We start from the raw sequence: 26,740 nt of genomic DNA on the forward strand, positions 1-26,740 counted from the left end.
TGCTGCGTCCATCGTGTCGGATATGACCGCGATGACGCCGGAAAAGCGGTGATTCCGCCGGTAGGGGAGCCGCCGGTGCCGCATGGCCCGGCTTCAGGCAGGTGGGAGGCGCTCTCTATGCTGCTGAACAGGCGAGCAGAAGGAGAGCGCCGTCTTGAGCGTAGAGCCGAGGGAGCCCCGGGTGCCGAAGGCGCGCTTCGACGCGCCCGAATCCGCTGGTCAGGGGGTGTGCGAGGTGGAGGAGGAGCAGGCGGGCGTGGGGGTTCCCGACAACTTCCAGCGGCTGTGGACCCCGCATCGGATGGCCTATATCAAGGGGGAGGGCAAGCCCACCGGAACCGGCCCCGATGACGGCTGCCCTTTTTGCGAGATCCCCAAGATGGACGACGCAGAAGGGCTCATCGTGGCCCGGGGCGAGGTGGTGTTCGCCGTTCTCAACCTCTACCCCTACAACTCCGGGCACCTCATGGTCGTCCCGTACCGGCACATCGCCGACTACACCGAGCTGGAGACCGCCGAGACCGCGGAGCTGGCCGACTTCACCAAGCGGGCGCTGCTGGCGCTGCGCAAGGCCAGCGGGGCCCAGGGCTTCAACGTCGGGCTCAACCTCGGCCTGGTGGCCGGCGCCGGCATCGCCGCGCACCTGCACCAGCACATCGTGCCGCGCTGGGGCGGCGACACCAACTTCATGCCGGTGATCGGCCGCACCAAGGTGCTGCCGCAGCTGCTGCGCGAGACCCGGCAGCTGCTGGTCGAGGCCTGGCCGCACGAGTGAGCCGGGACTTCGGCGCCGTGGGGGCGAAGGCTCAGCCGGGCCCGCGGCGCCGGGCGGCCCGCTTCCCGCCGGGCCGCCCGGCCGGGCGCTACCTGGCGACGGCGGCCAGCTTGTCGGCGGTCACCTTGTCGGCCAGGTGCGACGGCAGCGGCTCATACCGCAGGAAGGAGCGGCGGAAGGTGCCGGTGCCCTGCGTCATCGACCGCAGGTCGATGGCGTAGCGGATGATCTCCAGCTGCGGGATCTCCGCCTTGACCAGCGTCCGGCCGCCCGGCACCGACTCGCTGCCCAGCACCCGGCCGCGCCGCGCCGACAGGTCCGACATCACCGCGCCCACATACTCGTCGGGGATCAGCACCTCCACCTCGTCCACCGGCTCCAGCAGCAGGATCGGGGCCCTGCTCGCGGCGTCCTTGAGGGCCAGCGCCCCGGCGGTCTGGAAGGCCACGTCGGAGGAGTCCACCGAGTGGGCCTTGCCGTCATACAACGTCACCCGGATGTCCACCACCGGGTAGCCGGCCAGCACGCCCCGGCTCATCTGGGCCTTGACGCCCTTTTCCACCGACGGGATGAACTGCCGCGGGATCACCCCGCCGACGATCTTGTCGACGAACTCAAAACCCGCTCCCGAGCCCAGCGGCTCGACCTCGATGTGGCAGATGCCGTACTGGCCGTGCCCGCCGCTCTGCTTGACGTGCCGGCCCATGCCCTTGGCCTTGCCGCCGAAGGTCTCCCGCAGCGGCACCCGCAGCTCCACGGTCTCCACCGCGACCCCGTACCGGGAGGCCAGCCGGTCCAGCAAGACGTCGGCGTGCGCCTCGCCCATGCACCACAGCACCAGCTGGCGGGTCTCGGCGTTGTTCTCCAGCCGCAGCGTGGGGTCCTCGGCGACCAGCCGGCCGAGGGCCTGGCTGAGCTTGTCCTCATCGGCCTTGGACTTGGCCTGGATCGCCACCGGCAGCAGCGGGTCGGGCATCTGCCAGGGCGTCATCAGCATCGGGGCGTCCTTGGCGGAGATGGTGTCGCCGGTCTCGGCCTGCGACAGCTTGGCGATCGTGCAGATGTCCCCGGCGATGCACGCCCCGATCGGGCGCTGGGTCTTGCCCAGCGGGGACGACAGGGCGCCGATGCGCTCGTCCACATCGTGGTCGGCGTGACCGCGGTCGGCCAGGCCGTGCCCGGAGACGTGCACCACGGTGTCCGGGCGCAGCGTGCCGGAGAACACCCGCACCAGCGAGATCCGCCCCACGTACGGGTCGGAGGTGGTCTTGACCACCTCGGCCACCAGCGGGCCGTCCGGGTCGCACTCCAGCCCCTCGACCGGTTTGCCGTCCACCGTGGTCACCGGCGGCAGGCCGTGCTCCAGGGGGGACGGGAACGCCCGGGTGATGACCTCCAGCAGCTCGGTCATGCCGATGACCGGCCCGGGACGGTCGCCGTGCGGCACCGAGGTGGCCAGCACCGGGTGGAAGCTGCCGCGGGCGACCGCCTTCTCCAGGTCCGTGATCAGCGTCTCGGGGTCGATCTCCTCGCCGGCGAGGTAGCGGTCCATCAGACCCTCGTCCTCGCTTTCGGTGATGATCCCCTCGATCAGGCTCGCCCGCTGCTCTTCGATGCGGTCGGCGTAGGCGGGGTCCACCTCGCACTCCACCCGCCTGCCCGAGGCGTAGTCGAAACAGGTCCGCGACAGCAGCCCATACAGCCGGTCGCCGACCGGGAAGTAACAGGGCATCACCCCGTCGCCGAAGGCCTCCTGGCAGGCCGCGACCACCTCGTCGTAGTCGCCCCGCTGCTGGTCGATCTTGGTGATCACCACCGCCCGGGGCATGCCGACGGCGCCGCACTCCTCCCACAGCATCCGGGTCAGGCCGTCGACGCCGTCCACCGCCGACACCACGAACAGCGCCGCGTCGGCGGCCCGCAGCCCGGCCCGCAGATCCCCCACGAAGTCGGGGTAGCCGGGGGTGTCCAGCAGGTTGACCTTGATGCCCTCGTGCACCAGCGGCGTCAGCGTGAGATTGACCGAGCGGCGCTGGCGTATCTCGACCTCGTCGTGGTCGCTGACCGTCGAGCCGTCCTCGATGCGACCGGGCCGCTGGATCGTACCGGTCGCAGCGAGCAGCGCCTCGACGAGCGTGGTCTTGCCGGCCCCGGAATGGCCGACCAGCACCACGTTACGGATCTCACCGGGCCGGGCGGCCTCCGGGGCCCTGCCCGCGGCTCCGGGGTGACCGGTCTTTTCCGCCATGGCATCCTCCCTCACGCGGCGAGCCTTCCCCGGAAGGCCCGCGTGGATACCGGCCCGGTCCGGCCGGATCGGGCCGCTGCCGAGTGCGGCGCCTGGGGGTGACCGGCGTCACACCCGTTGCACCACAATTTCCCGACTCGGCGCCGAAGACAAGGGGCATGACCGGATGCAGCACTCTTGTATGAGCTAATGAGAATTGCCGGAGAGGAGAGCCGGCCGGGAAGATCGTCGTCCCACCCGTCCGACAAGCCTCCCGGTAGATCAGCCACTACGATGGGCGACCCCGGCGTCATGACCGGGAAGCCCCCTTGACAGACGGCAGGTGAATCGGACGGCGATGCTCAACAAACTGCGGCCCGCGCTGGGGCGGGTGCTGACCCCGATCGGCCAGGCCGTGGCGCGCACCGGAGCCTCACCCAACGTGATCACCGTTATCGGCACGGTCGGCACGGTGGCCGGCGCGCTCGGTCTGTTCCCCCGCGGCGAGTTCTTCTGGGGGACAGTGGTGATCACCGCGTTCGTGCTGTTCGACATGCTGGACGGGGCGGTCGCCCGGGTCACCGGCAAGATCAGCAAGTGGGGTGCCTTCCTGGACTCCACCTGCGACCGGGTCGCCGATGCGGCCATCTTCTCCGGGCTGATGATCGGCCTGATCGACCGCGGTGAGCGTTCGCTGGCCTTCGTGGCGCTGTACTGCCTGGTGGCCGGAGTGGTGGTCTCTTACGCCAAGGCCCGCGCCGAAGGGCTGGGCTACACCTGCAACGTCGGGATCGCCGAGCGCTCCGAACGGCTGATCATCGTGCTGGTGGCGGCCGGGCTGGACGGGCTGGGCGTCCCCTATGCGCTGGCCGTCGCCCTGTGGGTGCTGGCCGTGCTGGCCACGTTCACCGTCGGCCAGCGCCTGGCCGCCGTCCGCCGCCAGGCCCTGGCCCCGTCTTCAGGGGCCTCTCCCGAGGCCGGCTCTCGCGTCCCGGAGCCGCATCCATGACCCTTTCCGCCACCGCGCGCCTGCGGGAGGAGGCCACCGACGCCGCCTACGCACTGGGCTGGCGGGTGGTGCGCAAGATGCCCGAGCGAAGCGCGCGGCTGCTGTTCGCCGCGCTGGCCGACCAGACCTGGCAGCGGCACGGCAAGGGAGTGCGGCAACTGGAGAAGAACCTGTGCCGGGTGCTGGGCAAGGACGCCGTCGACGACGAGGTCCGCATCCTCAGCAAGCGGGCGCTGCGCTCCTACATGCGGTACTGGCTGGAGGTCTTCCGGCTGCCGGAGATCAGCCGCGAGCGCATCCTGGGCGACATGCGCGTCAGCGGCCACGAGAAGCTGTTCGCCACCCTCGACTCCGGCCGCGGCGCCGTGCTGGCCCTGCCGCACATGGGCAACTACGAGCAGGCAGGCGCCTGGGTCGGGCTCCAGGGCTACCCGATCACCACCGTCGCCGAACGGCTGCGGCCGCAGTCGCTGTTCGACCGGTTCGTCGCCTTCCGGCAGAGCCTGGGCTTTGAGGTGCTGCCGCTGGGCGGCGGCAACGGCGCCACCGTGTTCGGCACCCTGGCCCGCCGGCTGCGCGCCGGACGGCTGGTCTGCCTGGTCGCCGACCGCGACCTGACCTCCGGCGGGGTGGAGGTGGACTTCTTCGGCAAACCCGCCCGCATGCCCGGCGGCCCGGCCGCCCTGGCGCTGCAGACCGGGACCCCGCTTTATCCCGTCACGCTCTGGTACGACGGTCCCCGCTGGGCCGCGAAGGTCCATGAGGAGATCCCCGTGCCGGACGCCGGCTCCCGCAAGGACAAGGTCCGCGCGATGACCCAGAGCCTCGCCCTGGTCTTCCAAGAAGGCATCGCCCAGCACCCCGAGGACTGGCACATGCTCCAGAAGATCTGGGTGGAGGACCTGGCGTGAAGATCGGCATCGTCTGCCCCTACACCTGGAACGTCCCCGGCGGGGTGCAGCAGCACATCCGGGACCTGGCCGAGGCCCTCATCGCCGCCGGCCACCAGGTCTCCGTGCTCGCCCCCGCCGACGACGACGCCCCCCTGCCCCACTACGTGGTGGGCGCCGGACGCGCGGTGCCGGTCCCCTACAACGGGTCGGTGGCCCGCCTGGCGTTCGGGTTCCTGTCGGCCAGCCGGGTGCGGCGCTGGATCCGCGAGGGCGGCTTCGATGTGCTGCACGTCCACGAACCGGCCGCCCCCTCGCTGGGCATCCTGGCCTGCTGGGCCGCCGACGGCCCCATCGTGGGCACCTTCCACGCCTCCTATGAAAAGTCCCGGGTGGTCTCGGTGACCGCGCCGATCCTGCAGAGCGCCCTGGAGAAGATCACCGGGCGGATCGCGGTGTCGGAGGCCGCCCGCAAGACGCTGGTGGAGCACCTGGGGGGCGATGCGGTGCTGATCCCCAACGGGGTGGCCACCGAACGCTACGCCATGGCCGACCCGCTGCCGGGCTGGCCCGGCCGCGGCGACGGCGCCCAGCCCCGCCCCGGCGGCGGCACCCTCGGCTTCCTGGGCCGCATCGACGAGCCCCGCAAGGGGCTGCAGGTGCTGCTGAAGGCCTTCGCCATCTTGGGCCGGCAGCGTCCCAAGCTCCGGCTGCTGGTGGCCGGCCCCGGCGACGCCGACGACATGATCGCCAAGGAGGTCCCCGCCGACCTGCGCGACCGGGTGGTGCTGCTGGGCATGGTCAGCGAAGAGGACAAGATCCGCGCCTACCACTCGGTGGACGTGTTCGTCGCCCCCAACCTGGGCGGGGAGAGCTTCGGCATCGTGCTGGCCGAGGCCATGTCCGCCGGCGCCCCCATCATCGCCAGCGACATCGAGGCCTTCCGCCGGGTGCTGCTGGACGGCAAGGCCGGCGTGCTGTTCCCGGTCGGCGACCATGAGGCGCTGGCCGCGGCCGCCGCCGAGCTGCTGGACGACCCGGCGCGCCGCAAGCAGCTGTCGGCCGAGGCCCGCGCCGCCGTGCGCGCCTACGACTGGTCCACCGTGGCCCGCGAAGTGGTACGCGTCTATGAGACCGTCGCGGTGGACGGCATGAGCGTCGTCGAGTCCGGAGTCACCGCCTGATGCCGCCTTCCTGGCTGCTGGACGTCCTGCTGGGCGTGGCGTTCCTGGTCCTGGTCGGCATGTACGTCTCCTGGCGGGCCACCAGGCTGGACCGGCTGCATGTGCGGGTGGAGACCGCCCGCGCGGCACTGGACGCCGCGCTGGTGCGCCGCTCGGCCGTGGCCTTGGAGCTGGCCGCCTCCCGGCTGCTGGACCCGGCCACCAGCCTGGTGCTGGCCACCGCCGCCCACCGGGCGCGCACCGCCGACGCCGAAGGCCGCGAGTTCGCCGAAAGCGACCTGTCGCGCGCCCTGCGGGCGGTGGTCGGCCAGCCCGACTTCCGCGCCACCTTGCTGGCCGCCCAGGGCGGCTCCGGGGAGGAGGGCACGGCGCTGCTGGACGAGCTGGACGCCGCCGCCCAGAAGGTCATCTACGCCCGGCGCTTTTACAACGACGCCGTCGCCGCCGCCCGGCTGGCCCGCCGCAAACTGCTGGTCCGGCTGATCCCGCTGGCCGGCCGGGCGCCGTTGCCGGACTTCTTCGAAATCGACGACGCCGCCCCGCGGATCTGAGCACGCTTCCGGCGCGCCCGGCCCGTGGCCGGTGCCGTCGAGGACGGGGCTCGGCTGCGGGGGGCGGCACTTGGCCGGATCCGGGCCTCCCCAAAGCCCGGCGGAGGGCTCTTTGGGGCGCGGAAAGGGCTCACCGGTCGGTTACGCTCGGCACATCGCGCCGCGAACACCGGAGAAAGGGCCGAACGTGCGATTGGTGATGAGCCGGGCCACCGCCGTGCTCGGGATCTGTGCCCTGGGGGCGGCCCTGGCCGCCTGCTCGGGCGGCGACCCCAAGCCGTCCCCCTCCTCGGCGGCCCCCGCCACCACCGCGCCGGCTCCCCCTTACCACCCCTTCACCGGGGGGACCAGCGGGCTGCGCAACCCCGTTCTGGCCGTCAAGATCGAAAACACCCGGCCGGCGCTGCCGCAGTCGGGCGTCCGCGAAGCCGACATCGTCTACGTCGAGCAGATCGAGGGCGGGGAGACCCGCCTGATGGCCGTCTACTCCTCCAAGCTCCCCAAGCGAGTGGGCCCGGTGCGCAGCGCCCGCATCTCCGACCTGCAGATCCTGCGCCAGTACGGGAAACCGGCCTTCGCCTTCTCCGGGGCGCACCCGGAGTTCAAGCCCCAGCTGCGCCGCGCCCCCCTCTATGAGGTCTCCCACGAGACCAGCGAGCCGGCCTACTACCGCTCCCGTGACCGGCGCATCCCCTACAACCTCTATGCCGACCCCGAAAAGCTGCTGAAAGCGGCGCCCAAGGCCGACCTGCCCCGCGACATCGGCTTCCGTTTCGGCCCCGCTCCGGCCGGCGGCAAGCCCACCAAGAGCCACACCGCCCGCTGGCCCGCCGCCCGCATGGGCTTCACCTGGTCGGACAAGGAGAAACGGTGGCTGGTGACCCACGACGGGCGCCCCGACACCGCCGCCGAGGGCGGTGTGCTGGGCGGGCAGACCGTCGTCATCCAGTACGTCAAGACGACCCGCTCCCGCTTCCGGGACGTCCTGGGCGCCTACACCCCCGTCGTGCACACCGTCGGCAGCGGACGGGCCCTGGTGCTGCGCGACGGCATGTCCTATGAGGCCCGCTGGTCGCGGCCCGGCCCCGCACAGGGCACCACCTTCACCACCGCCGGCGGCGAGCCGATGACCTTCGCGCCGGGCCAGGTCTGGATCGTCCTGGTCAACGACGGCAAGCCCGTGATTCCCTGACCGGTGCCGGCCTTCGGGAGGCTCTGTTTCCCGCGACGTGATGCGGATCTCCCGGCGCCGCCCGGTCGCGGCGGGTCAAGCAGGTCGCCGCCAGGCAATACCATGGATAACGTCACAGTCGTCCGTTTCGTGAGGTAAGCCGGTGTCCGCTTCCACTCCCGCCCCCGCTCAGCCCACCCCCGAGACCGGTACCGCCCGGGTCAAGCGGGGCATGGCCGAGATGCTCAAGGGCGGTGTGATCATGGACGTGGTCACACCCGAGCAGGCCAAGATCGCCGAGGATGCCGGTGCGGTCGCCGTGATGGCCTTGGAGAGGGTGCCCGCCGACATCCGCGCCGAAGGCGGCGTGTCCCGGATGAGCGACCCGGAGATGATCGAGGGCATCATCAACGCCGTGTCCATCCCCGTCATGGCCAAGGCCCGCATCGGGCACTTCGTCGAGGCCCAGGTACTGCAGGCGCTCGGGGTGGACTACATCGACGAATCCGAGGTCCTCACCCCCGCCGACTACGAAAACCACATCGACAAGTGGGCCTTCACGGTGCCGTTCGTGTGCGGCGCCACCAACTTGGGCGAGGCGCTGCGCCGCATCAACGAGGGCGCGGCCATGATCCGCTCCAAGGGCGAGGCCGGCACCGGTGACGTCTCCAACGCCGTCACCCACATGCGCCGCATCCGCTCGGAGATCCGGCGGCTGTCGGCGCTGCCCGAAGATGAGCTGTACGTGGCGGCCAAGGAGCTGCAGGCCCCCTACGAGCTGGTCAAGGAGGTCGCCGAGACCGGCAAGCTGCCGGTGGTGCTGTTCACCGCCGGCGGCATCGCCACCCCGGCCGATGCGGCCATGATGATGCAGCTGGGCGCCGACGGCGTGTTCGTCGGCTCGGGCATCTTCAAGTCCGGCGACCCGGTCCGCCGCGCCGAGGCGATCGTCAAGGCCACCACCTTCTACGACGACCCCGATGTGATCGCCAAGGTCTCGCGCGGCCTCGGTGAGGCCATGGTCGGCATCAACGTCGACACGCTGAGCGAGCGCGAGCGGCTGGCCAACCGCGGCTGGTAACCCCGGCCGCACGGCGAGGGCCGATCGGCCCTCGCCGCTCGCCTGCGGGCGGGTTAGGCTGGGCGCGGCTATCGCAAACGCCGATCGTCGGCGGCCCGGGCGACCTCCAGGAGGGGAGACAATGGCCTGGTCGGTTGCGCTCGCCTGTGCCAGCGCCGGACCACCGGCCGAGGTGTTCCGGCCGGGGCTGAGCCTGGACCCGGACGCCGCGGCACGGGTGGCCCGTGGCCTCTACCCGGCGGCCAGGCTCGTGGAGACCGGCGAGACCGTCCTGGACTTCGCGCTGTGGCCGTATGAGGACGAGCTGTTCGTCGGCGCCTACGAGCGGGCGCTGCTGGTGTGCGACCGGCGCCTGTTCGGCATGGACGAGGACGCCCGCCGCATCGCCGACACCGTCGGCACCGCGCTGCCCGGCGGCCAGGGCGGGGTGCTGGTGCTGCACAGCGTGATCTCCGGCTGCTGGTTCCGCCGCTACGAGCACGGCCGGGTGGTCCGCGAGGTGTACGTGACCGCCGAGGACGGCGTGGTGATCGACCAGGGCGAGCGCCTGCCGGCCGAGCGGCCCTACTGGAAGGCCATCGACGCAGGCGCCCAGGACGTGCCGCTGCCGTTCGACCAGGAGTCCTTCGGCCTGGAGCTGGCCCAGACCTACATGCTGGGCCGGGGCATCGCCGACCGCGGCGAGGACGGCTTTTTGCCGTTGGAGCTCCCGCTGCGCCGCTTCAAGATCGGCTGAGGCGGGTCCCGCCGTGCACGCCGCGCGGCGCTGAGCGTTTACTCTCATAGCAGTCCACATGTCCCCAGAAGGGCAGCCCGTGACCGATCCTGTGACCAGTTCCGTGACCGATTCCGTGACCGGCCCGGTGCCGACGATCGGCGTCCTCGCCCTGCAGGGGGATGTGCGTGAGCACGCCCGCGCGCTGCGCTCGGCGGGCGCCCGGGCGGTGCCCGTGCGCCGGCCGCAGGAGCTGGAGCAGGTGGACGGGCTGGTGATCCCGGGCGGGGAGTCGACCACCATGTGGAAGCTGGCCCGGGCCTTCGACCTGCTGGACCCGCTGCGCAAGCGCGTGGAGGCGGGCATGCCGGCCTACGGCTCCTGCGCCGGCATGATCATGCTCGCCGACCGCATCCGGGACGGGGTCGCGGGCCAGGAGACCGTCGGCGGCATCGACATGACGGTCCGCCGCAACGCCTTCGGCCGCCAGGTGGACTCCTTCGAGACCGACGTCACGCTGCCGGTCCTGCAGCCGCCCGGCCCGTTCCGGGCGGTCTTCATCCGCGCTCCCTGGGTGGAGTCGGTCGGTGACTCAGTTGAGATCCTCGGGCGCATCGAGGGGGGTGAGCGGACCGGTAGGATCGTCGCCGTCCGTCAGGGGCGCCTGGTGGCGACCGCGTTCCATCCCGAGCTCACCGGGGACTTTCGCGTGCACCGGTACTTCGCCGAGCTGGTGCGTCAGGCGATGGAAGAGGGGTAGACAATGGCCGGCCATTCCAAATGGGCGACGACCAAGCACAAGAAGGCCGTACTGGACGCCAAGCGCGGCAAGCTGTTCGCCAAGCTCATCAAGAACATCGAGGTGGCGGCGCGCACCGGCGGCGGCGACCCGGACGCCAACCCCACGCTCTATGACGCCATCTACAAGGCCAAGAAGAACTCCGTCCCCAACGACAACATCGAGCGCGCCCGCCGGCGGGGCGCCGGCGAGGAGGCCGGCGGCGCCGACTGGCAGACGGTCATGTACGAGGGCTACGCCCCCGGCGGGGTGGCCCTGCTGATCGAGTGCCTGACCGACAACCGCAACCGGGCCGCCTCGGAGGTCCGCACCGCCGTCACCCGCAACGGCGGCTCCATGGCCGAGCCCGGTTCGGTGTCCTACCTGTTCAACCGCAAGGGCATCATCATCGTCCCCAAGAAGGACGTCACCGAGGACGATGTGATGATGGCCGTGCTGGACGCCGGCGCCGAGGAGGTCAACGACCTCGGCGAGAGCTTCGAGGTCGTCAGCGAGCCCGGCGACCTGGTCGCGGTGCGCACCGCGCTGCAGGAGGCCGGCATCGACTACGAGTCCGCCGAGGCCAAGTGGGTGCCCAGCGTCTCGGTCCCGCTGGATGAGGAGACCGCCAAGAAGGTCTTCCGCCTGATCGAGGCGCTGGAGGACAGCGACGACGTCCAGGAGGTCTTCGCCAACTTCGACGTCTCCGACGAGGTGCTGCAGGCCGTCGGCTGAGGCCGCGCGGCGGCACCGGCCGGCGCCCCGGCGGACGGCCGGGGCCAGCACCGCCCCGCGCGACACGCCCACGGCGGGATGAGCGCAACGTCGGTGTCCGCCGGTAACGTGGCATCGTCGAACAGACGATCGAAGAGCCGACCGAAAGGCGTGATGGCGTGCGTGTGCTGGGCGTCGATCCCGGGCTCACCCGGTGCGGTGTCGGGGTCGTGGACGGCGCCCCGGGCAAACCGCTGCACCTGGTCCACGTCGAGGTGATCCGCACCAGCCCCGACGCCGACATCGCCGAACGGCTGCTGGGCATCGAACGCGGCATCGAGGCACTGCTGGATGAGCACGCCCCCGACGCGGTGGCCGTGGAACGGGTGTTCGCCCAGCACAACGTGAGCACCGTGATGGGCACCGCCCAGGCCGGGGCGATCGCCATCGTGGCCGCCGCCCGCCGCGGCCTGCCGGTCGCGCTGCACACCCCCAGCGAGGCCAAGGCCGCCGTCACCGGCAACGGAAGCGCCGGCAAGGCCCAGGTCACCATGATGGTCACCAGGCTGCTGCGGCTGCCGGCGGCGCCGAGGCCCGCCGACGCCGCCGACGCCCTGGCCCTGGCGATCTGCCATGTGTGGCGGGGCGGCGCCCAGGCCCGGCTGGAGGCGGCCCGCCGGGCGGCGGGATGGACGGGAGGCAGACGATGATCGCCTTTGTCAGCGGGAAGGTGGCCGCCGCCGGGCCCGACCACGCCGTCGTGGACGTGGGCGGGGTGGGGCTGACCCTGCAGTGCACCCCCGCCACGCTGGCCGGCCTGCGGGTCGGCGAGCAGGTCACCGTCCCCACCTCCCTGGTGGTGCGGGAGGACTCCCTGACGCTGTTCGGCTTCGCCGACGACGACGAGCGCGCCGTCTTCGAGCTGCTGCAGACCGCCAGCGGCGTCGGCCCCCGCCTGGCGCTGGCGATGCTGGCGGTGCACAGCCCCAACGCGCTGCGCCGGGCGGTGGCCGCCGGGGACGTGGCCGCTCTCACCAAGGTCCCCGGCATCGGCAAGAAAGGCGCCCAGCGCATCGTGCTGGAACTGAAAGACCGGCTCGGCGCTCCCAGCGGGGAGGAGGAGGCCGCCGCGCCCGCCCCCGCCCGCGCCGAACCCTGGCGCACCCAGGTCCAGACCGGGCTGATCAACCTCGGCTGGTCGGCCAGGGAGGCCGAGGCCGCCGTGGAGGCCGTCGCCGCCGAGCTCGACGGCGGCCCCCTCCCCCCGGTGTCCGCCCTGCTGAAGTCCGCGCTGCGTAAGCTCAGCAAGCCATGAGCGATCACGACCGCCTGGTCTCGCCCCGCGCCGGAGCCGACGGCGAGGAACGCGCCATCGAGGCCGCGCTGCGCCCCAAGCGCCTGGACGACTTCGTCGGCCAGCAGCGCGTCCGCGAGCAGCTGTCGCTGGTGCTGCACAGCGCGCTGCGGCGCGGCCGCACCCCCGACCATGTGCTGCTGTCGGGCGGCCCCGGGCTGGGCAAGACCACCCTCGCCATGATCATCGCAGAGGAGCTGGGCAAGCCGCTGCGCATCACCAGCGGCCCGGCGATCGAACGGGCCGGGGACCTGGCGGCGGTGCTGTCCACCCTCTCCGAGGGGGAGGTGCTGTTCCTGGACGAGATCCACCGGATGGCCCGCCCCGCCGAAGAGATGCTCTACATGGCGATGGAGGACTTCCGGGTGGACGTGGTGGTCGGCAAGGGCCCCGGCGCCACCGCCATCCCCTTGGACATCGCCCCCTTCACGCTGGTGGGCGCCACCACCCGGGCCGGCATGCTGCCCGGCCCGCTGCGCGACCGGTTCGGCTTCGTGGCGCACATGGACTTCTACGAGCCGGCCGAACTGGAGATCATCATCCGCCGCTCGGCCCGGCTGCTGGGCGTGCGGATCGAAGACGACGGCGCCGCCGAGATCGCCGCGCGCTCCCGCGGCACCCCCCGCATCGCCAACCGGCTGCTGCGCCGCGTCCGCGACTACGCCGAGGTCCGCGCCGACGGCGTGATCACCCGGGAGCTGGCGCGGGCCGCGCTGACCCTGTACGAGGTGGACGAGCGCGGCCTGGACCGGCTGGACCGGGCGGTGCTGGGAGCGCTGCTGCGCAAGTTCGGCGGCGGCCCGGTGGGGCTGTCCACGCTGGCGGTGTCGGTGGGGGAGGAGCCGGAGACCGTGGAGGTGGTGGCCGAGCCGTTCCTGGTGCGCCAGGGCCTGCTGGCCCGCACCCCCCGCGGCCGCATCGCCACCCCGGCGGCCTGGCGGCACCTGGGACTCACCCCGCCGCCGTCGGCGCCGCTGGCCGACACCCTGTTCGAGGTGGAGGAGGCGGACTCCGAATAACCGTTCGGGAACTTCCTTCCCGTCCGGCTCGTCCTGTCGTTGCCGGGTGTTCGCGTAGTCTCTACACTCCGGGACTTGTTCGCCGTCCCCAGCCGGCGGTCCTGCGCGTTGACACCAGTCCGGTGAGAGGCTGGGGCAACCCACATTGGAAGGATGCCCTTCAATGGGCGACAGCATGTTGTTGGCACAGACTTCTAGCGGGAGCGGGGCTTTCAACCTGATCCTGCTGCTGGCGATTCCGATCGTCTTTTACCTGCTGCTGATCCGGCCGCAGAACAAGCGCCGCCGTGAGCAGATGCAGATGCTGAACTCGCTGCGGCCCGGCGTGCGCGTCATGACCACCAGCGGGATGTTCGCCGATGTGGTCGCCGTCGACGACGACGGGGTGGTGCTGGAGATCGCCCCCGGCGTCGAGGCCCGGTTCGTCAAGCAGGCCGTGATGAACGTCGTCTCCGACGATGCCGCGGACGGCGATGCGGACGACGAGGCGGATGAGACCGGCGAGGACGCCGGGTCCGGTGTCGAGCTCAGCAAGGACGGCGACAAGAAGCCCGGCGGCACCGACTGAGGCGGACGAGCCCTCTGCCTGACCGAGCTGGAAGCGGAAGAGAACCCCCACATTGGCAGCGCCGCGTACCCCCTCGCGGCCCGGCCGGACGCTCCTTGCGCTCTTTGCCGTCCTGGCCGGGCTGACCGGGGTGATGTTCCTGCACGGACAGACCACCCCCAGGCTCGCCCTCGATCTGGCGGGCGGCACCAGCGTCACGCTCACCGCCGAGACCGAAGGCGGCGGCAGCCCGCCGGATGCGCAGATGCAGCAGGCCGTCAAGATCATCCGTAATCGGGTCAACGGCCTGGGCGTCTCCGAGGCCGAGGTCAGCCGGCAGGGCGCCGACCACATCGTGGTGCAAGTGCCGGGCACCGGCGACCAGCGGAGAGTGGTCGACCTCATCGGCACCACCGCCCAGCTGCAGTTCCGCCAGGTCCTGGTGTCCGCCGGCCCCGGCCCGCTGACGGGGGCCGGTCCGTCCCCCTCGCCCAGCGGCAAGGAGGACAAGGCCGGCCAGAGCCCGGGCCCGTCGCCCTCCGCGACGCCCGCGCCCCAGGCCACCGCCCGGCCGCGGGCGCTGTCCCGGGCGCTGACCGACCCTTCCGCTCAGCCGTCCCCCTCGGCCACCCCCACACCGTCGGCGTCCCTCCCCACCGACCTGCAAGAGCAGCTCGACCAGTTGATCCGCCGGCAGGACGGGCAGCTCGACTACGCGGGCATCGGGGACAAGGCCGTCATCACCCAGTTCGAGCGGCTGGACTGCACCGCCCAGGACAAGAAGGCGCCCGGCGCCGACGACCCGGCCAAGCAGTGGGTGGCCGCCTGCGGGGAGGACGGCTCGGCCAAGTACATCCTCGGCCCGGTACGCGTGGAGGGCCGGCAGATCGACGAGGCCGAGGCCGTACCGCCCAACATGCAGGAGGGCCGGTCCACCTGGTCGGTCCAGCTGAAGTTCAAGTCCCAGGGCGCCCGGCAGTTCGCCGAGCTGACCGAGGAGGCCTACCGCGCCTCGGTGAGCAGCCCGCGCCGGCAGATCGCCATCGTCCTGGACGGGCGGGTGGTCTCGGCCCCCCAGATCAACGAGCCCATCACCGGCGGCACCGCCAGCATCGACGGCCCGGCCGAGACCTTCACCCAGACCTACGCCATCGACCTGGCCAACAAGCTCAAGTACGGGGCGCTGCCGCTGAAGTTCGAACGGGGCCAGGCCGAGACGGTCTCCTCCACGCTGGGCTCCGACCAGCTGGAGAAGGGCATGCAGGCCGGTGCGCTCGGCCTGGCGCTGGTGGTGGCCTACTCGCTGCTGTACTACCGGGGCCTGGGGCTGGTGTCGGTGGCCAGCCTGGCGGTCGCGGCGGCCATCACCTACCTGGCGGTGGTGCTGCTGGGATATGAGGGCACCCTGGGCTTCCGCCTGTCGCTGGCGCACGTCATCGGGCTGATCGTCTCCATCGGCATCGCCGCCGACTCCTTCATCGTCTACTTCGAGCGGCTGCGCGACGAGCTGCGCGAAGGACGCCCGCTGCGCTCTGCGGTGGAGAGCGCCTGGGTGCGGGCCCGGCGCACCATCCTGGTCGCCGACGCGGTGATGTTCATCGGCGCCGCCGTGCTGTATGTGCTGGCGGTCGGCGGTGTGAAGGGCTTTGCGTTCGCGATCGGGCTGACCACGCTGATCGACGTCGTGGTGGTGTTCTTCTTCACCAAGCCGATGGTGACCTTGCTGGCCCGCCGCCGCTTCTTCGCCCGGGGCCACCGCTGGTCGGGTCTGGACCCCGACCGGCTGCGCAAGAGCCGGCCCGCTCCCTCCCTGGCCGAGGAGTCCTGATGCCTGCCATCCGCGCCGTGCTGTCACGGATCTACAAGGGCGAGGTCAGCGCGGACATCGTCGGCCGCCCCAAACTGTGGTACTCGCTGTCGGCGCTGCTGCTGGCGTTCTCCATCGCCGGGCTCCTCGTACGGGGCCTGACCTTCGGCGTGGAGTTCACCGGCGGCTCGGTGTTCACCTTCAAAGCGCCGCAGGCGTCCATCGAGCAGGTGCGCGCCACGGTCGCCGAGGCCGGGGCCCACCAGGTGATCGTGCAGGAGACCGCCACCAGCGGCTGGCGGGTGACCACCGAGTCGCTGAACACCGCCGAGGCCGCCAAGGTGCAGCAGGCCCTGGCCGAGGAGTTCGGCCTGCCCGCCGACCGGGTCAGCTCCCAGATCGTCGGCTCCACCTGGGGCGATGAGATCACCGAGAAGGCCTGGCAGGCGGTACTGATCTTCCTGCTGCTGATCCTGGGCTACCTGTCGGTGGCCTTCGAGTGGCGGATGGCGCTGGCCGCCGTCGTGGCGCTGGTGCACGACCTGGTGATCACCGCGGGCGTCTACGCCTGGTCCGGCTTCGAGGTCACCCCGGCCACGCTGCTGGGCTTTTTGACCATCTTGGGCTACTCGCTCTATGACGCGGTCGTGGTCTTCGACATGATCAAGGAGGTCACCCGCGACCTGGGCGCCCCCGGCAAGCTGAAGACCTACACCCAGGCCGCCGACGAGGCCCTCAGCCGCACCCTGGTGCGCTCGCTGAACACCTCCCTGGTGGCGATCCTGCCGGTGGCCTCGATCCTGTTCGTCGGCACGTTCCTGCTGGGCGCCGGCGCGCTGAAGGACCTGTCGCTGTCGCTGTTCGTGGGCATCGTGGTCGGGACCTACTCCTCGCTGTGCGTGGCGACCCCGCTGCTGGTCCAGCTCAAAGAACGCGAGCCGCGCTACCGGCAGCTGCGGCAGCGGCTGCAGGCCCGGGAGAGCAGCGCCAAGCGGCAGGCCGACAAGAAGACCAAGGCCCCCGTCACCGCCGCGGTGGGAGGCGGCGGCACGGGCGGCGAGACGGACCCGGCGGCCGCCGGCGACCCGGCCGCGGCGCCGCAGGAGCCGGTCCGTAAGGTCAAGGTGGTGCAGACCGGACCGCGCCGCCAGCCCAGACGCGGCACCCGCAGGCAGCGGCGCAGGGGAAGATGAGGCGATGATCGATCTCAGCAAGCTGATCACCGAGCGGATCCGGGACATCCCGGGCTATCCCAAGCCCGGCGTGGTGTTCAAGGACATCACCCCGCTGCTGGCCGACCATGTGACGTTCGCCGGGGTCGTGGACGCGATCGTCGCCCACCACGGCCGCGGCAACGTCGACAAGATCGTCGGCATCGAGGCGCGCGGCTTCATCCTGGCCGCCCCGGTGGCCTACCACTTCGGTGCGGGCTTCGTCCCCGTCCGCAAGAAGGGAAAGCTGCCCGCGCGCACCCACGAGCAGACCTATGATCTGGAGTACGGCACCGAGACGATCGAGATGCACACCGACGCGCTGCGTCCCGGCGAGCGCGTGCTGATCGTCGATGACGTGCTCGCCACCGGGGGCACCGCGCAGGCCGCGGCCGAGCTGGTGCGGCGCGGCGGCGGCGAGGTCGTCGGGCTGTCGGTGCTCATCGAACTGTCCTTCCTGCGGGGAAGGGAGCGGCTGGGGAATCTGGACGTCCACTCCCTGGTTACGGTCTAGTGCCGGAAAACCGGCGGTTAGACTGACCGCAAAGGGGAAAGTGGCGGTTCCGTCCCCGGGACCGGCGGCGGCACCGGACAGGCCGCCGGGAAGGTCCGAGCGGGCAGCCCGGGCAGGGCGCGATCCGCGTTGACGAGGAGGCTGAGTGCCAGGTGAGGTGGTCTCGACCGACGCGGTAGCCAAGGCCCCGCACGGCGGCGGACCGGCGGAGCCCACCGCGAAGTCCGATCCTGCGCGCCCGCAGGAGGCCCCGGACCGCTCCGGGCGCCCACCGGCCGCGCCCTCCTCAGCCGCGGCGCCCCAGCAGGTTGCACCGTCCGCCGCCCCACCGTCGGCCGCCCGCGTCCGGCGCCGCCTCGCCAGGCTGGGCGCGCAACGGGGGACCACCATGAACCCGGTGCTCGAACCACTGATCAGGACCGTTCGCAACACCCATCCCAAGGCCGACATCCGGCTCATCGAACGGGCCTACGAGGTGGCCGCCTACTACCACCGCGACCAAAAGCGCAAAAGCGGTGACCCCTACATCACCCACCCGCTGGCGGTCACCACCATCCTCGCCGAGCTCGGCATGAACACCGAGACGCTGTGCGCGGCGCTGCTCCACGACACCATCGAGGACACCGAGTACACCCTCGAGGAGCTGCGCGAGGAGTTCGGCGAGGAGATCGCCTCGCTGGTCGACGGGGTCACCAAGCTGGACAAGGTCAAATACGGCGACGCCGCCGAGGCCGAGACCGTCCGCAAGATGGTCGTGGCCATGGCCCGCGACATCCGGGTGCTGGTGATCAAGCTCGCCGACCGGCTGCACAACATGCGCACCCTGCGCTACATGCCCCGGCACAAACAGGAGAAGAAGGCCCGCGAGACGCTGGAGGTCTTCGCTCCGCTGGCGCACCGGCTGGGCATGAACACCCTCAAATGGGAACTGGAGGACCTGGCGTTCGCCACCCTCTACCCCAAGCGGTTCGATGAGATCGCCCGCCTGGTGTCCGAACGCGCCCCCCGCCGGGACGTCTACCTGACCGAGGTGATCGACAAGGTCTCCGCCGACCTGCGCGAGGCCAAGATCAAGGCCACGGTCACCGGACGGCCCAAGCACTACTACTCGATCTACCAGAAGATGATCGCCCGCAATGTGGGCTTCGATGAGATCTACGACCTGGTGGGCATCCGGGTGCTGGTGGACACCGTCCGGGACTGCTATGCCACCTTGGGCACCATTCACGCGCGATGGAACCCGGTCCCCGGCCGGTTCAAGGACTACATCGCGATGCCCAAGTTCAACATGTACCAGTCGCTGCACACCACCGTGATCGGCCCCGAGGGCAAGCCGGTGGAGCTGCAGATCCGCACCTGGGGCATGCACCGGCGGGCCGAGTACGGGGTGGCCGCGCACTGGAAGTACAAGGAGGAGACGGTCGGCGGGCGCAAGGCCGCCGACATGCAGTGGCTCAAGCAGCTGCTGGACTGGCAGAAGGAGACCGCCGACCCGGCCGAGTTCCTGGAGGGACTGCGCTTCGACCTGTCGGTGTCGGAGGTGTTCGTCTTCACCCCCAAGGGCGATGTGATCGCCCTGCCGCAGGGCGCCACCCCCGTGGACTTCGCCTACGCCATCCACACCGAGGTCGGCCACCGCTGCATCGGCGCCCGGGTCAACGGGCGGCTGGTGCCGCTGGAGTCCACCCTCGACAACGGCGACCTGGTGGAGGTGTTCACCTCCAAGTCCCCGGACGCCGGTCCCAGCCGCGACTGGCTGAACTTCGTCAAGAGCGCCCGCGCCCGCAACAAGATCAAGCACTGGTTCACCAAGGAGCGCCGCGACACCGCCATCGAAGCGGGCAAGGAGTCCATCGCCCGCGCCATGCGCAAGCAGAACATGCCGCTGCAGCGCATGATGTCCGGCGAGGCGCTGCTGGCGCTGGCCCGCGACATGCGCTACCCGGACGTGTCGGCGCTGTACGCCGCGGTGGGGGAGGGGCACGTCTCCGCCCAGGCGGTGGTGCAACGGCTGGTGGAGGCCCTCGGCGGCGTGGAGAGCGCCGAGGAGGACATGGCCGAGGTCGCCGTGCCGACCCGCCGCAGGCGCCGCAGCCGCCCGGCCGGCGACCCGGGCGTGGTGGTGGCCGGCGGCGACCCGGACGTGTGGGTGCGGCTGTCGCGCTGCTGCACCCCGGTGCCCGGCGATGAGATCGTCGGGTTCGTCACCCGCGGCCACGGGGTGTCGGTGCACCGCACCGACTGCGGCAACGTCGCCAATCTGCGCAACCAGCCCGACCGGCTGATCGACGTCAAGTGGTCGCCGAGCGAGGACTCGGTGTTCCTGGTCTCCATCCAGATGGAGGCGCTGGACAGGCCCCGCCTGCTGTCGGACGTCACCCGCGTGCTGTCGGATCAGCACGTCAACATCCTGTCGGCCTCGGTCACCACCACCCGCGACCGGGTGGCGGTCAGCCGCTTCACCTTCGAGATGGGCGACCCCAAGCACCTGGGGCACGTGCTCAAGGCCGTCCGGTCCGTCGACGGTGTCTATGACGTCTACCGGGTGACCAGCGGCGGCGGCCGGTGAGGACGGCCGCCCCGTGGGCCTGCTGGCTGCTCACCCGCCTGGCCGGCCTGCTGATCATCCTCGACCGCCTGCCCTATCCCCGGCGCACGGAGATCCTCGGCGACCCCGCCATCTACGCCGAGTGGAGCCGGATCCTGGCCGCGGGCGCGTTCCCCGAAGACGATGTGCGCTGGCAGTACCCGCCGCTGGCCGCCCCCGTGATGCTGCTGCCGCGGTGGCTGAGCACGTGGCTGGCCACCTCCTACACCACCGCGTTCGCGCTGGTCGCGCTGGGCGCCGACCTGCTGATCATGTGGCTGCTGACCCGCCGGCGCAGCGGCGGGTCACCGGCCGGGGCCTGGGTGTGGGTGGCCGGGCCGGTGCTGCTGGGCCCGATGAGCTATGTGCGCTATGACCTGATCGTCACGGTCACGGCCGTGGCGGCGCTGCTGATGACCGCCCGCCACCGGATCTTCGGGGCGCTGGCCGCCGTCGGCGCCATGCTGAAGGCCTGGCCGGTGCTGCTGCTTGCGGCGCTGCCCCGCACCCGCGGCGGAGTGCAGGCCGCAGCGGTCTTCGCGGCCGTCTGCGCCGCGGTGCCGGCGGTCTTCGCCCTGCTCCAGGGAAGGGCGCCCTGGAGTTTCCTGGACGCCCAGGCCTCCCGGGGCCTGGAGTGCGAGGCCCTGGCGGCCACCCCGTTCATGCTCGCCCGCCTGGCCTCCTGGGACGGTGCGATCGTCTACCAGTACGGGTCCATGGAGCTGGTCGGTCCCGGCATCGAGCGCACCGCCGCGCTGCTGCCGCCGGTGACGGCCGTGGCGCTGCTCATCGTCGCCGCCCTGGCCTGGCGCGGCACCCGCCGCGCCTGGAACGCCGCCTGGGCGTGCGATGTGGCCTTCGCCGCCGTCCTGGCGGCCGTGGCCACCAGCCGGGTGCTGTCCCCCCAGTACATGTTGTGGCTGCTGGGGCTGGGCGCCGTCTGCCTGGCCCACGGCGGTACCCGGCAGCGGCCCGCCGTCTGGCTGATCCTGGCGGCCACCGCTCTCAGCCAGTACCTCTACCCGATCGCCTGGCCCGACCTGATGGCCGCCCGGCCCGTGGAGACCTGGACGCTGGCCGTCCGCAACCTCCTGGTCCTGGCCGCCACGGTCATCGCCGTCGCCCGCCTGCGCACCGGCCCCGTCACCGAGCCGGCCCCGAGCGCACCGGCTGCTTCCCCCGAGCACGCGGAAACGACGGCCCGCTGAAACCGCCTTGGGGCGGTTTTCCCCGCAGGTGGCCTGTGAACTGGCCGGCTTGATCGACTCGTCCGGCCCGGCGACGGGATCTGCTCTCCCGCAGGAGGTTCATTGAACCCGTTTCCGCACTCAGGAGAGAAGTAGCGCGGCCCTTAGGGACGAGCGGCGACCGCCCGGCCGATTGCGGACATGGGCCGCAAACGAACGGGCCCGGCGTCCTCCCCACGCCGGGCCCGCCCGAGTGCGGTCGTGCTCAGCGCGTGAACTCGGCCAGGGTGCGCTCGGCCTCCTCCAGCCAGGCGCGGCGGGCGGTCAGCGCCTCCTCGGCGTCCTTGGCCTCCTTGTCGCGTCCGGCCTCGCGGGCCTGGGCCAGCTGCTTTTCCAGCTGCTCGATGGAGGAGCGCAACTGGGCGACGGTGGCCTCGGCGCGGGCGCGGGCCTCGGGGTTGGTGCGCTGCCACTCGGCCTCCTCGGCCGCGCGGACCGCCTCCTCGACCTTGCGCAGCCGGTTCTCCAGCCGGTCCCGCATGTCCCGCGGCACCGGACCGGCCGCATCCCAGCGCTCCTGGATGGAACGCAGCGCCTGACGGGCCTGGCGGACGTCGCGCACCGGCAGCAGCCGCTCGGCCTCCACCAGCAGCTGCTCCTTGATCTCGGCGTTGCCGCGCAGCTCGTGGTCGCGCTCGGCGTAGGCGGCGGCCCGGGCGGCGAAGAAGGTGTCCTGGGCGGCCTTGAAACGCGCCCACAGCTCCTCTTCGGCCTCCCGGCCGGCCCGCCCGACCGCCTTCCAGCGGCGCATCAGCTCGCGGTAGGCCGCGGCCGTCTCGCTCCAGTCGGTGGAGTCGACCATCGCCTCGGCCTCGGCGACCAGCCGCTCCTTTTCCTTGCGGGCCTGCTCGCGCTGGTCCTCCAGGGAGGCGAAGTACGCCTTGCGGCGCTTGGTGAAGGCGTTGCGGGCCGCCGACAGCCGCTTCCACAGCGCCGCCTCGGTCGGCCGGTCGATGCGGTCGGCGGCCTTCCACTCCTCCACCAGCTGGCGCAGCCGCTCCCCGCCGTTCTTCCAGTGGGTCTCCTCGGCGGCGATCCGCTCGGCCTCGGCGACGATGCGCTCCTTGATGGCGCGGGCCTCGTTGCGGGCGTGCTCGCGCGCCGCCCGCAGCTCCTCGCGCCGCTTGGCCACCAGCTCGCTGAGCATGTCCAAGCGGCGCGCCAGCGCGTCCAGGTCGCCGACGGCGTGGGCGTTGGTGACCGACTCGCGCAGCCGGGCGATGGACTGCTCGGCCTGGGCCGGCGACAGGTCGGTGGTGCGGACCCGCTGCTCCAGCAGCTCGACCTCGGTGACCAGCGCCTCGTACTTGCGCCGGAAGTAGGCCAGGGCCTCCTCCGGGGCACCGGCCTGCCACGACCCGACGACCCGCTCGCCGTCGGCCGTCTTCACATAGACCGTGCCGTCCTCGTCAACACGACCGTAGGGATCGGTGGCGCTGGACACCATCTGCCTCCCATCATGGTCCGGTCTTTCTTACCTTATGACCGGACCTTCCAAACCATAGCCGTATGGGGTGCTATTCCGCTGCCACTCCGGCCTTGGCCACCTTCTCGACGACCTCCATCCCCGAGGTGATCTTCCCGAAGATCGTATAGCTGGGGGGCAGTTCGGAGTCGTCGTAGACGATGAAGAACTGGCTGCCGTTGGTGTCGGGGCCGCTGTTGGCCATGGCGAGCACGCCCTTGGTGTACTTGGCACCCTTGGTGTTCTCGTCGGCGAAACTGTAGCCGGGGCCGCCCAGGCCGGTGCCGGTCGGGTCGCCGCACTGCAGCACCTTCAGGGAGTCGCTGGTGGTCAGCCGGTGGCACTTGGTCTTGTCGAAGAACTTCTTGCCGGCCAGGAAGGCGAAGGAGTTGGTGGCGCACGGCGCCTTGTCGGCGTCCAGCTCCAGCCCGATGTCCCCCAGGTTGGTCTTGATGGTCGCCTTCACCTTGCCCGAGTAGGCGGCCACGGCCGGCGGCTTGCCCAGGTTCTTGGGCGGGTCCTCGTCGGTTTCGGAGTCGGGGTACTTGCACCGGGCGCTGCCGCCGCCCGCCGCGGTCTCGACGGCGACCTTCTGCAGCGTGATCTCCTGCTTGGGGGTGCCGTCCTCCGGGGGCGGCGTGCTCGGCGCGGCGTCGGCGTTGGCCGCGGCGTCATCGTCCCCGCCGGCCAGCTTGACGATCCCGGCGGTGCCGCCGGCGATCACCGCGACGGCCGCGATCGCACCGATGATCTGCAGCCGGCGTGCCCGCCTGGCCTCGGCCGCCCGACGCGCCTGCTGGCGTTCATAGCGCTGCCTGGCCAGTTGCTTTTTGCGGTCCTTCCCCGCCACGCGTGCCCTCCTCGCGGTGCCCCGCTGTAGATCAAGGAGTAGGTCGGAAAGTAGATCGGAAACGTGCTGCGCATGGTACCGGCATACGGGAGCACCGGTCGTCCGGTGCATGTGCACCGCTCTGCCCGCCATGCCGACACGACGGCCGGGTATCGCGTTCGCGATGGCGGCGGCCTCGCCGGTACGCTCGAAGCGCCGCTTTGAGTTCCCCTAGCGGATCAAACCCGAGTCTGCAGGAGAGGACGACCGTGCTCGTCGCCGGGTTCCCCGCTGGATCGTTCGCCGCGAACTGCTACCTCGTGGCGCCGGCCGCCGGGGAGGAATGCGTGATCATCGACCCTGGCCAGGACGCCGAGGCCGGGATCGAGGAGGTCATCCGCGAGCACCGGCTCAAGCCGGTGGCGGTGATCGCCACCCACGGCCACCTGGACCACATCTGGTCGGTGGCCCCGGTGTGCGGCGCCAAGGACATACCGGCCTACATCCATCCCGCCGACCGCGATCTGCTCACCGACCCGGCCAAGGGCCTGTCGCTGGGGCCCGGGCAGCAGCTGTTCGGGGGACTGAAGCTCAGCGAGCCCGACGATGTGCGCGAACTGTCCGATGGGATGGTGCTGGAGCTGGCCGGGCTGCGTTTCACCGTCAACCACGCGCCGGGGCACACGCCCGGGTCGGTGACGTTCCGCACCCCGGAAACCGGGGACATGCCCGAGGTGCTGTTCACCGGGGACCTGCTGTTCGCCGGCTCCATCGGGCGCACCGACCTGCCGGGCGGCTCCTATGAGCAGATCCTGCAGAGCCTGGCGCGGGTGTGCCTGCCGCTGGCCGACGAGACCATCGTGCTGCCCGGCCACGGCCCGCAGACCACCATCGGCCGCGAACGCGCCACCAACCCGTTCCTGGCGGACCTGGCGCCCGCGGACGGGCCCAGCAAGGGATTTTGAGTACCGATCATGAGTTCGAGCTTCCAGGCCCCCAAGGGGGTCAGTGAATACGTGCCGCCGCAGGCCGAGGCGCTGCTGGCGGTCCGGCAGGCGTTCGCCGAGCAGGCGCGCCTGGCCGGCTACGGCTATGTGGAGCTGGCCGTCTTCGAGGACACCCAGCTGTTCAAGCGCGGCGTGGGCGAGTCCACCGACGTGGTCACCAAGGAGATGTACACCTTCGAAGACCGCGGCGGCCGGTCCATCACGCTGCGCCCGGAGTTCACCGCCGGGGTGCTGCGCGCCGTCCTGGAATACGGCCTGCACAAGCAGGGCCTGCCGGTCAAGGTGTGGACCACCGGCCCGGCCTTCCGCGCCGAGCGCCCGCAAAAGGGCCGCTACCGGCAGTTCTACCAGCTCGACCTGGAGGCCATCGGCAGCCAGGACCCCCAGATCGACGCCGAGACCATCGCCATCGCCTGGAACTGGTACCAGGGCCTGGGGCTGCGGCAGGTGCGGCTGCTGTTGAACTCCCTGGGCTGCCGCGAGTGCCGGCCCGCCTACCGCACCCGGCTGCAGGAGTTCCTGCGCGGGCTGGACCTGGACGAGGCCACCCGCGCCCGCGTGGAGATCAACCCGCTGCGGGTGCTGGACGACAAGCGCCCGGAGGTCAAGGCCCAGCTCACCGACGCGCCGCTGATGGCCGACCACCTGTGCGCGGCCTGCAAGGCCCACCACGACAAGGTCCGCTCGCTGCTGGCCGACGTGGGCATCGCCTGGACCGACGAGCCCCGCCTGGTGCGCGGCCTGGACTACTACACCCGCACCACCTATGAGTTCGAGCACCCGCTGCTGGGCGCCCAGTCCGGCATCGGCGGGGGCGGACGCTACGACGGGCTGTCGGAGGACATCGGCGGCCCGCCGCTGCCGGGCATCGGCTTCGGCCTGGGGTTGGACCGCACCCTGCTGGCGCTGGAGGCCGAGGGTGTGCAGCTGCCGGTGCCGTCCCGCTGCCAGGTGTTCGGGGTGCCGCTGGGGGAGACCGCCGAGCACAAGGTCTTCACGCTGGTGGCCGAGCTGCGCCGCGCCGGGATCGCCGCCGACATGGCCCCCGCCGGCAAGAGCCTGAAAAGCGCGATGAAGAGCGCCGACCGTTCCGGAGCCGCCTACGCCGTGATCATCGGCGAGCGAGATATCACCGCCGGGTCCGCCCAAGTCAAGGACCTGGCCACCGGCGAGCAGATCGCCGTCCCGCTCACCGACCTCACGGCAACGTTGCTGGAGAGAATCGGGCGGTGACCCCGGATACGCGGCATCAGTCCGGCTGCGCCGCTTCGCCACAGGCGGCGCAGCCGGGCCGTCGTGCGGCGGGGACGAATTGGAAGGCCCCCTGGAACGCGCTGCAGGTGAGGTAGCCGTTCACGATCGGTCGCCCTGCCCCTGTGATGATTTTGATCACCTCGGCTGCACCCAGGCATCCGGCTATGCCCGTGGCGACCCCCAGGACGGGGACGCTCCCACCGTGACCTCGGGGAAGATCGGGGAAAGCGCACTGAAAACATGCGGTCCGGCCGGGCGGCAATGTCAGGACATAACCGTAGTTGTACTGGGCGCTGGCGTGGACCATGGGGGTTCGTGACCGCAGACAGTGATCGTTGACGAGCAGCCGGGCCGCGAGGGAGTCGCCGCCTTCCACGATCACATCGAAGCCACCGGTCAGCTCTGCGATGTTCCCCTCATCGACACGGGAATCCACCGCCTCGATGTCGATCTCGTCGTTGAGTCGTCGCAGCCGGTCGGCGGCGGCAAGCGCTTTGTTCCTGCCGATGTCGGCGCGAGTGTAGAGAATCTGCCGGTTGAGATTGCTCAACTCGACGCGGTCGAAGTCGATGATGCGAATCCGGCCCACTCCGGCTGCCACCAGGTAGTAGAGCAGGGAAGACTTGACGCCGCCCGCACCGATCGACACGACGTGCGCTTCGGCGAGCTTCTTCTGCCCCTCCGGGCCGATCTGGGGCATCAGCTCCTGACGGTTGTACCGGGTGTCAGCGAAATCCACCGGGCTCCCTCCGTCGGTACGCGGCGGCACGCGATCTCCGGTGCGTGCCGCCGCGGTCGTTCCGG

Annotated in this window: 25 protein-coding genes; 21 read left to right on the forward strand and 4 right to left on the reverse strand. The window is 71.3% G+C overall.

Features of this window, described 5'->3' with window-relative positions; translation table 11 throughout:
• Window positions 1-226: 226 nt before the first annotated feature.
• A complete protein-coding gene (locus BUE48_RS10390) occupies window positions 227-775 on the forward strand; it encodes an HIT family protein (RefSeq protein ID WP_041441499.1) in 549 nt (182 codons plus the stop codon).
• Window positions 776-863: 88 nt separating this feature from the next.
• On the opposite strand, the gene BUE48_RS10395 is transcribed toward BUE48_RS10390, so the two are convergent.
• Entirely contained in the window at window positions 864-3,023 is a 2,160-nt protein-coding gene (locus BUE48_RS10395; RefSeq protein ID WP_286989725.1) for an elongation factor G-like protein EF-G2, read from the reverse strand.
• Between the two features lie 337 nt (window positions 3,024-3,360).
• On the opposite strand from BUE48_RS10395, the gene pgsA reads away from it, so the two are divergent.
• From pgsA to BUE48_RS10485, 18 genes are all read left to right on the forward strand, one after another.
• Window positions 3,361-4,011 carry a phosphatidylinositol phosphate synthase gene (pgsA, locus tag BUE48_RS10400; protein ID WP_012852450.1) on the forward strand — a complete coding sequence of 217 codons (651 nt, stop codon included), beginning with the start codon at window positions 3,361-3,363 and terminating at the stop codon, window positions 4,009-4,011.
• Window positions 4,008-4,922 carry a phosphatidylinositol mannoside acyltransferase gene (locus BUE48_RS10405; protein ID WP_012852451.1) on the forward strand — a complete coding sequence of 305 codons (915 nt, stop codon included), beginning with the start codon at window positions 4,008-4,010 and terminating at the stop codon, window positions 4,920-4,922. Before pgsA ends, BUE48_RS10405 begins: the two co-directional genes overlap by 4 nt.
• On the forward strand, window positions 4,919-6,085 hold the full coding sequence (locus BUE48_RS10410; RefSeq protein WP_012852452.1) for a glycosyltransferase family 4 protein: 1,167 nt from the start codon (window positions 4,919-4,921) through the stop codon (window positions 6,083-6,085). The genes BUE48_RS10405 and BUE48_RS10410 overlap by 4 nt, the downstream gene beginning before the upstream one ends.
• A complete protein-coding gene (locus BUE48_RS10415; RefSeq protein WP_012852453.1) occupies window positions 6,085-6,636 on the forward strand; it encodes a hypothetical protein in 552 nt (183 codons plus the stop codon). Before BUE48_RS10410 ends, BUE48_RS10415 begins: the two co-directional genes overlap by 1 nt.
• A 187-nt stretch (window positions 6,637-6,823) precedes the next feature.
• Window positions 6,824-7,828: a DUF3048 domain-containing protein gene (locus BUE48_RS10420; protein ID WP_041439508.1), complete on the forward strand. Its 1,005-nt coding sequence runs from the start codon at window positions 6,824-6,826 to the stop codon at window positions 7,826-7,828.
• A gap of 142 nt (window positions 7,829-7,970) precedes the next feature.
• Window positions 7,971-8,888 (forward strand): pyridoxal 5'-phosphate synthase lyase subunit PdxS, encoded by a 918-nt coding sequence (pdxS, locus tag BUE48_RS10425; RefSeq protein WP_012852455.1) that lies wholly within the window; start codon window positions 7,971-7,973, stop codon window positions 8,886-8,888.
• A 121-nt stretch (window positions 8,889-9,009) separates the two neighbouring features.
• On the forward strand, window positions 9,010-9,624 hold the full coding sequence (locus tag BUE48_RS10430; protein WP_012852456.1) for a DUF6928 family protein: 615 nt from the start codon (window positions 9,010-9,012) through the stop codon (window positions 9,622-9,624).
• Window positions 9,625-9,703: 79 nt separating this feature from the next.
• Complete coding sequence (pdxT, locus tag BUE48_RS10435) at window positions 9,704-10,363, forward strand: pyridoxal 5'-phosphate synthase glutaminase subunit PdxT (protein ID WP_012852457.1); 660 nt, start codon at window positions 9,704-9,706, stop codon at window positions 10,361-10,363.
• A 3-nt stretch (window positions 10,364-10,366) separates the two neighbouring features.
• On the forward strand, window positions 10,367-11,116 hold the full coding sequence (locus tag BUE48_RS10440; RefSeq protein WP_286989726.1) for a YebC/PmpR family DNA-binding transcriptional regulator: 750 nt from the start codon (window positions 10,367-10,369) through the stop codon (window positions 11,114-11,116).
• Between the two features lie 158 nt (window positions 11,117-11,274).
• Window positions 11,275-11,805, forward strand: coding sequence for a crossover junction endodeoxyribonuclease RuvC (gene ruvC / locus BUE48_RS10445; protein WP_012852459.1), 531 nt, complete (start codon window positions 11,275-11,277; stop codon window positions 11,803-11,805).
• Window positions 11,802-12,410: a Holliday junction branch migration protein RuvA gene (ruvA, locus tag BUE48_RS10450; RefSeq protein WP_012852460.1), complete on the forward strand. Its 609-nt coding sequence runs from the start codon at window positions 11,802-11,804 to the stop codon at window positions 12,408-12,410. Before ruvC ends, ruvA begins: the two co-directional genes overlap by 4 nt.
• A complete protein-coding gene (ruvB, locus tag BUE48_RS10455) occupies window positions 12,407-13,468 on the forward strand; it encodes a Holliday junction branch migration DNA helicase RuvB (RefSeq protein WP_012852461.1) in 1,062 nt (353 codons plus the stop codon). Before ruvA ends, ruvB begins: the two co-directional genes overlap by 4 nt.
• Window positions 13,469-13,631: 163 nt before the next feature.
• Window positions 13,632-14,036: a preprotein translocase subunit YajC gene (gene yajC, locus BUE48_RS10460; RefSeq protein WP_012852462.1), complete on the forward strand. Its 405-nt coding sequence runs from the start codon at window positions 13,632-13,634 to the stop codon at window positions 14,034-14,036.
• Window positions 14,037-14,088: 52 nt separating this feature from the next.
• Window positions 14,089-15,843, forward strand: coding sequence for a protein translocase subunit SecD (gene secD, locus BUE48_RS10465; protein WP_012852463.1), 1,755 nt, complete (start codon window positions 14,089-14,091; stop codon window positions 15,841-15,843).
• Window positions 15,843-17,015, forward strand: coding sequence for a protein translocase subunit SecF (gene secF, locus BUE48_RS10470; RefSeq protein WP_012852464.1), 1,173 nt, complete (start codon window positions 15,843-15,845; stop codon window positions 17,013-17,015). The genes secD and secF overlap by 1 nt, the downstream gene beginning before the upstream one ends.
• A gap of 4 nt (window positions 17,016-17,019) precedes the next feature.
• Complete coding sequence (locus BUE48_RS10475; protein ID WP_012852465.1) at window positions 17,020-17,547, forward strand: adenine phosphoribosyltransferase; 528 nt, start codon at window positions 17,020-17,022, stop codon at window positions 17,545-17,547.
• A gap of 388 nt (window positions 17,548-17,935) precedes the next feature.
• Window positions 17,936-20,116 carry a RelA/SpoT family protein gene (locus BUE48_RS10480; protein WP_041439511.1) on the forward strand — a complete coding sequence of 727 codons (2,181 nt, stop codon included), beginning with the start codon at window positions 17,936-17,938 and terminating at the stop codon, window positions 20,114-20,116.
• On the forward strand, window positions 20,113-21,342 hold the full coding sequence (locus tag BUE48_RS10485) for a glycosyltransferase 87 family protein (RefSeq protein WP_286989727.1): 1,230 nt from the start codon (window positions 20,113-20,115) through the stop codon (window positions 21,340-21,342). Before BUE48_RS10480 ends, BUE48_RS10485 begins: the two co-directional genes overlap by 4 nt.
• A 244-nt stretch (window positions 21,343-21,586) precedes the next feature.
• On the opposite strand, the gene BUE48_RS10490 is transcribed toward BUE48_RS10485, so the two are convergent.
• Window positions 21,587-22,828 (reverse strand): DUF349 domain-containing protein, encoded by a 1,242-nt coding sequence (locus BUE48_RS10490; RefSeq protein WP_041439513.1) that lies wholly within the window; start codon window positions 22,826-22,828, stop codon window positions 21,587-21,589.
• Between the two features lie 70 nt (window positions 22,829-22,898).
• The gene (locus tag BUE48_RS10495) at window positions 22,899-23,696 is read right to left on the reverse strand and encodes a peptidylprolyl isomerase (RefSeq protein WP_012852469.1); all 798 of its coding nucleotides are present in this window, start codon (window positions 23,694-23,696) and stop codon (window positions 22,899-22,901) included.
• Window positions 23,697-23,944: 248 nt separating this feature from the next.
• Here BUE48_RS10495 and BUE48_RS10500 point away from each other — a divergent pair, with 248 nt between their 5' ends.
• The gene (locus BUE48_RS10500; RefSeq protein WP_012852470.1) at window positions 23,945-24,640 is read left to right on the forward strand and encodes an MBL fold metallo-hydrolase; all 696 of its coding nucleotides are present in this window, start codon (window positions 23,945-23,947) and stop codon (window positions 24,638-24,640) included.
• Between the two features lie 9 nt (window positions 24,641-24,649).
• A complete protein-coding gene (hisS, locus tag BUE48_RS10505; RefSeq protein ID WP_012852471.1) occupies window positions 24,650-25,915 on the forward strand; it encodes a histidine--tRNA ligase in 1,266 nt (421 codons plus the stop codon).
• A 16-nt stretch (window positions 25,916-25,931) separates the two neighbouring features.
• Here hisS and BUE48_RS10510 read toward each other — a convergent pair whose 3' ends face one another.
• Window positions 25,932-26,675 (reverse strand): HesA/MoeB/ThiF family protein, encoded by a 744-nt coding sequence (locus BUE48_RS10510; RefSeq protein WP_012852472.1) that lies wholly within the window; start codon window positions 26,673-26,675, stop codon window positions 25,932-25,934.
• Between the last annotated feature and the right edge of the window lie 65 nt (window positions 26,676-26,740).

The sequence above is a fragment of the Thermomonospora sp. CIF 1 genome (assembly GCF_001896795.1).
In the GTDB taxonomy this organism is placed as follows: domain Bacteria; phylum Actinomycetota; class Actinomycetes; order Streptosporangiales; family Streptosporangiaceae; genus Thermomonospora; species Thermomonospora curvata.

What these genes read in the sequence shown, in the direction of transcription:
- BUE48_RS10395 (WP_286989725.1), bottom strand. Translation starts at nt 3,023, where the DNA reads ATGGCGGAAAAGACCGGTCACCCCGGAGCCGCGGGCAGGGCCCCGGAG.
- pgsA (WP_012852450.1), top strand. Translation starts at nt 3,361, where the DNA reads ATGCTCAACAAACTGCGGCCCGCGCTGGGGCGGGTGCTGACCCCGATC.
- BUE48_RS10405 (WP_012852451.1), top strand. Translation starts at nt 4,008, where the DNA reads ATGACCCTTTCCGCCACCGCGCGCCTGCGGGAGGAGGCCACCGACGCC.
- BUE48_RS10415 (WP_012852453.1), top strand. Translation starts at nt 6,085, where the DNA reads ATGCCGCCTTCCTGGCTGCTGGACGTCCTGCTGGGCGTGGCGTTCCTG.
- BUE48_RS10430 (WP_012852456.1), top strand. Translation starts at nt 9,010, where the DNA reads ATGGCCTGGTCGGTTGCGCTCGCCTGTGCCAGCGCCGGACCACCGGCC.
- BUE48_RS10440 (WP_286989726.1), top strand. Translation starts at nt 10,367, where the DNA reads ATGGCCGGCCATTCCAAATGGGCGACGACCAAGCACAAGAAGGCCGTA.
- ruvA (WP_012852460.1), top strand. Translation starts at nt 11,802, where the DNA reads ATGATCGCCTTTGTCAGCGGGAAGGTGGCCGCCGCCGGGCCCGACCAC.
- ruvB (WP_012852461.1), top strand. Translation starts at nt 12,407, where the DNA reads ATGAGCGATCACGACCGCCTGGTCTCGCCCCGCGCCGGAGCCGACGGC.
- yajC (WP_012852462.1), top strand. Translation starts at nt 13,632, where the DNA reads ATGGGCGACAGCATGTTGTTGGCACAGACTTCTAGCGGGAGCGGGGCT.
- secF (WP_012852464.1), top strand. Translation starts at nt 15,843, where the DNA reads ATGCCTGCCATCCGCGCCGTGCTGTCACGGATCTACAAGGGCGAGGTC.
- BUE48_RS10475 (WP_012852465.1), top strand. Translation starts at nt 17,020, where the DNA reads ATGATCGATCTCAGCAAGCTGATCACCGAGCGGATCCGGGACATCCCG.
- BUE48_RS10480 (WP_041439511.1), top strand. Translation starts at nt 17,936, where the DNA reads ATGAACCCGGTGCTCGAACCACTGATCAGGACCGTTCGCAACACCCAT.
- BUE48_RS10490 (WP_041439513.1), bottom strand. Translation starts at nt 22,828, where the DNA reads ATGGTGTCCAGCGCCACCGATCCCTACGGTCGTGTTGACGAGGACGGC.
- hisS (WP_012852471.1), top strand. Translation starts at nt 24,650, where the DNA reads ATGAGTTCGAGCTTCCAGGCCCCCAAGGGGGTCAGTGAATACGTGCCG.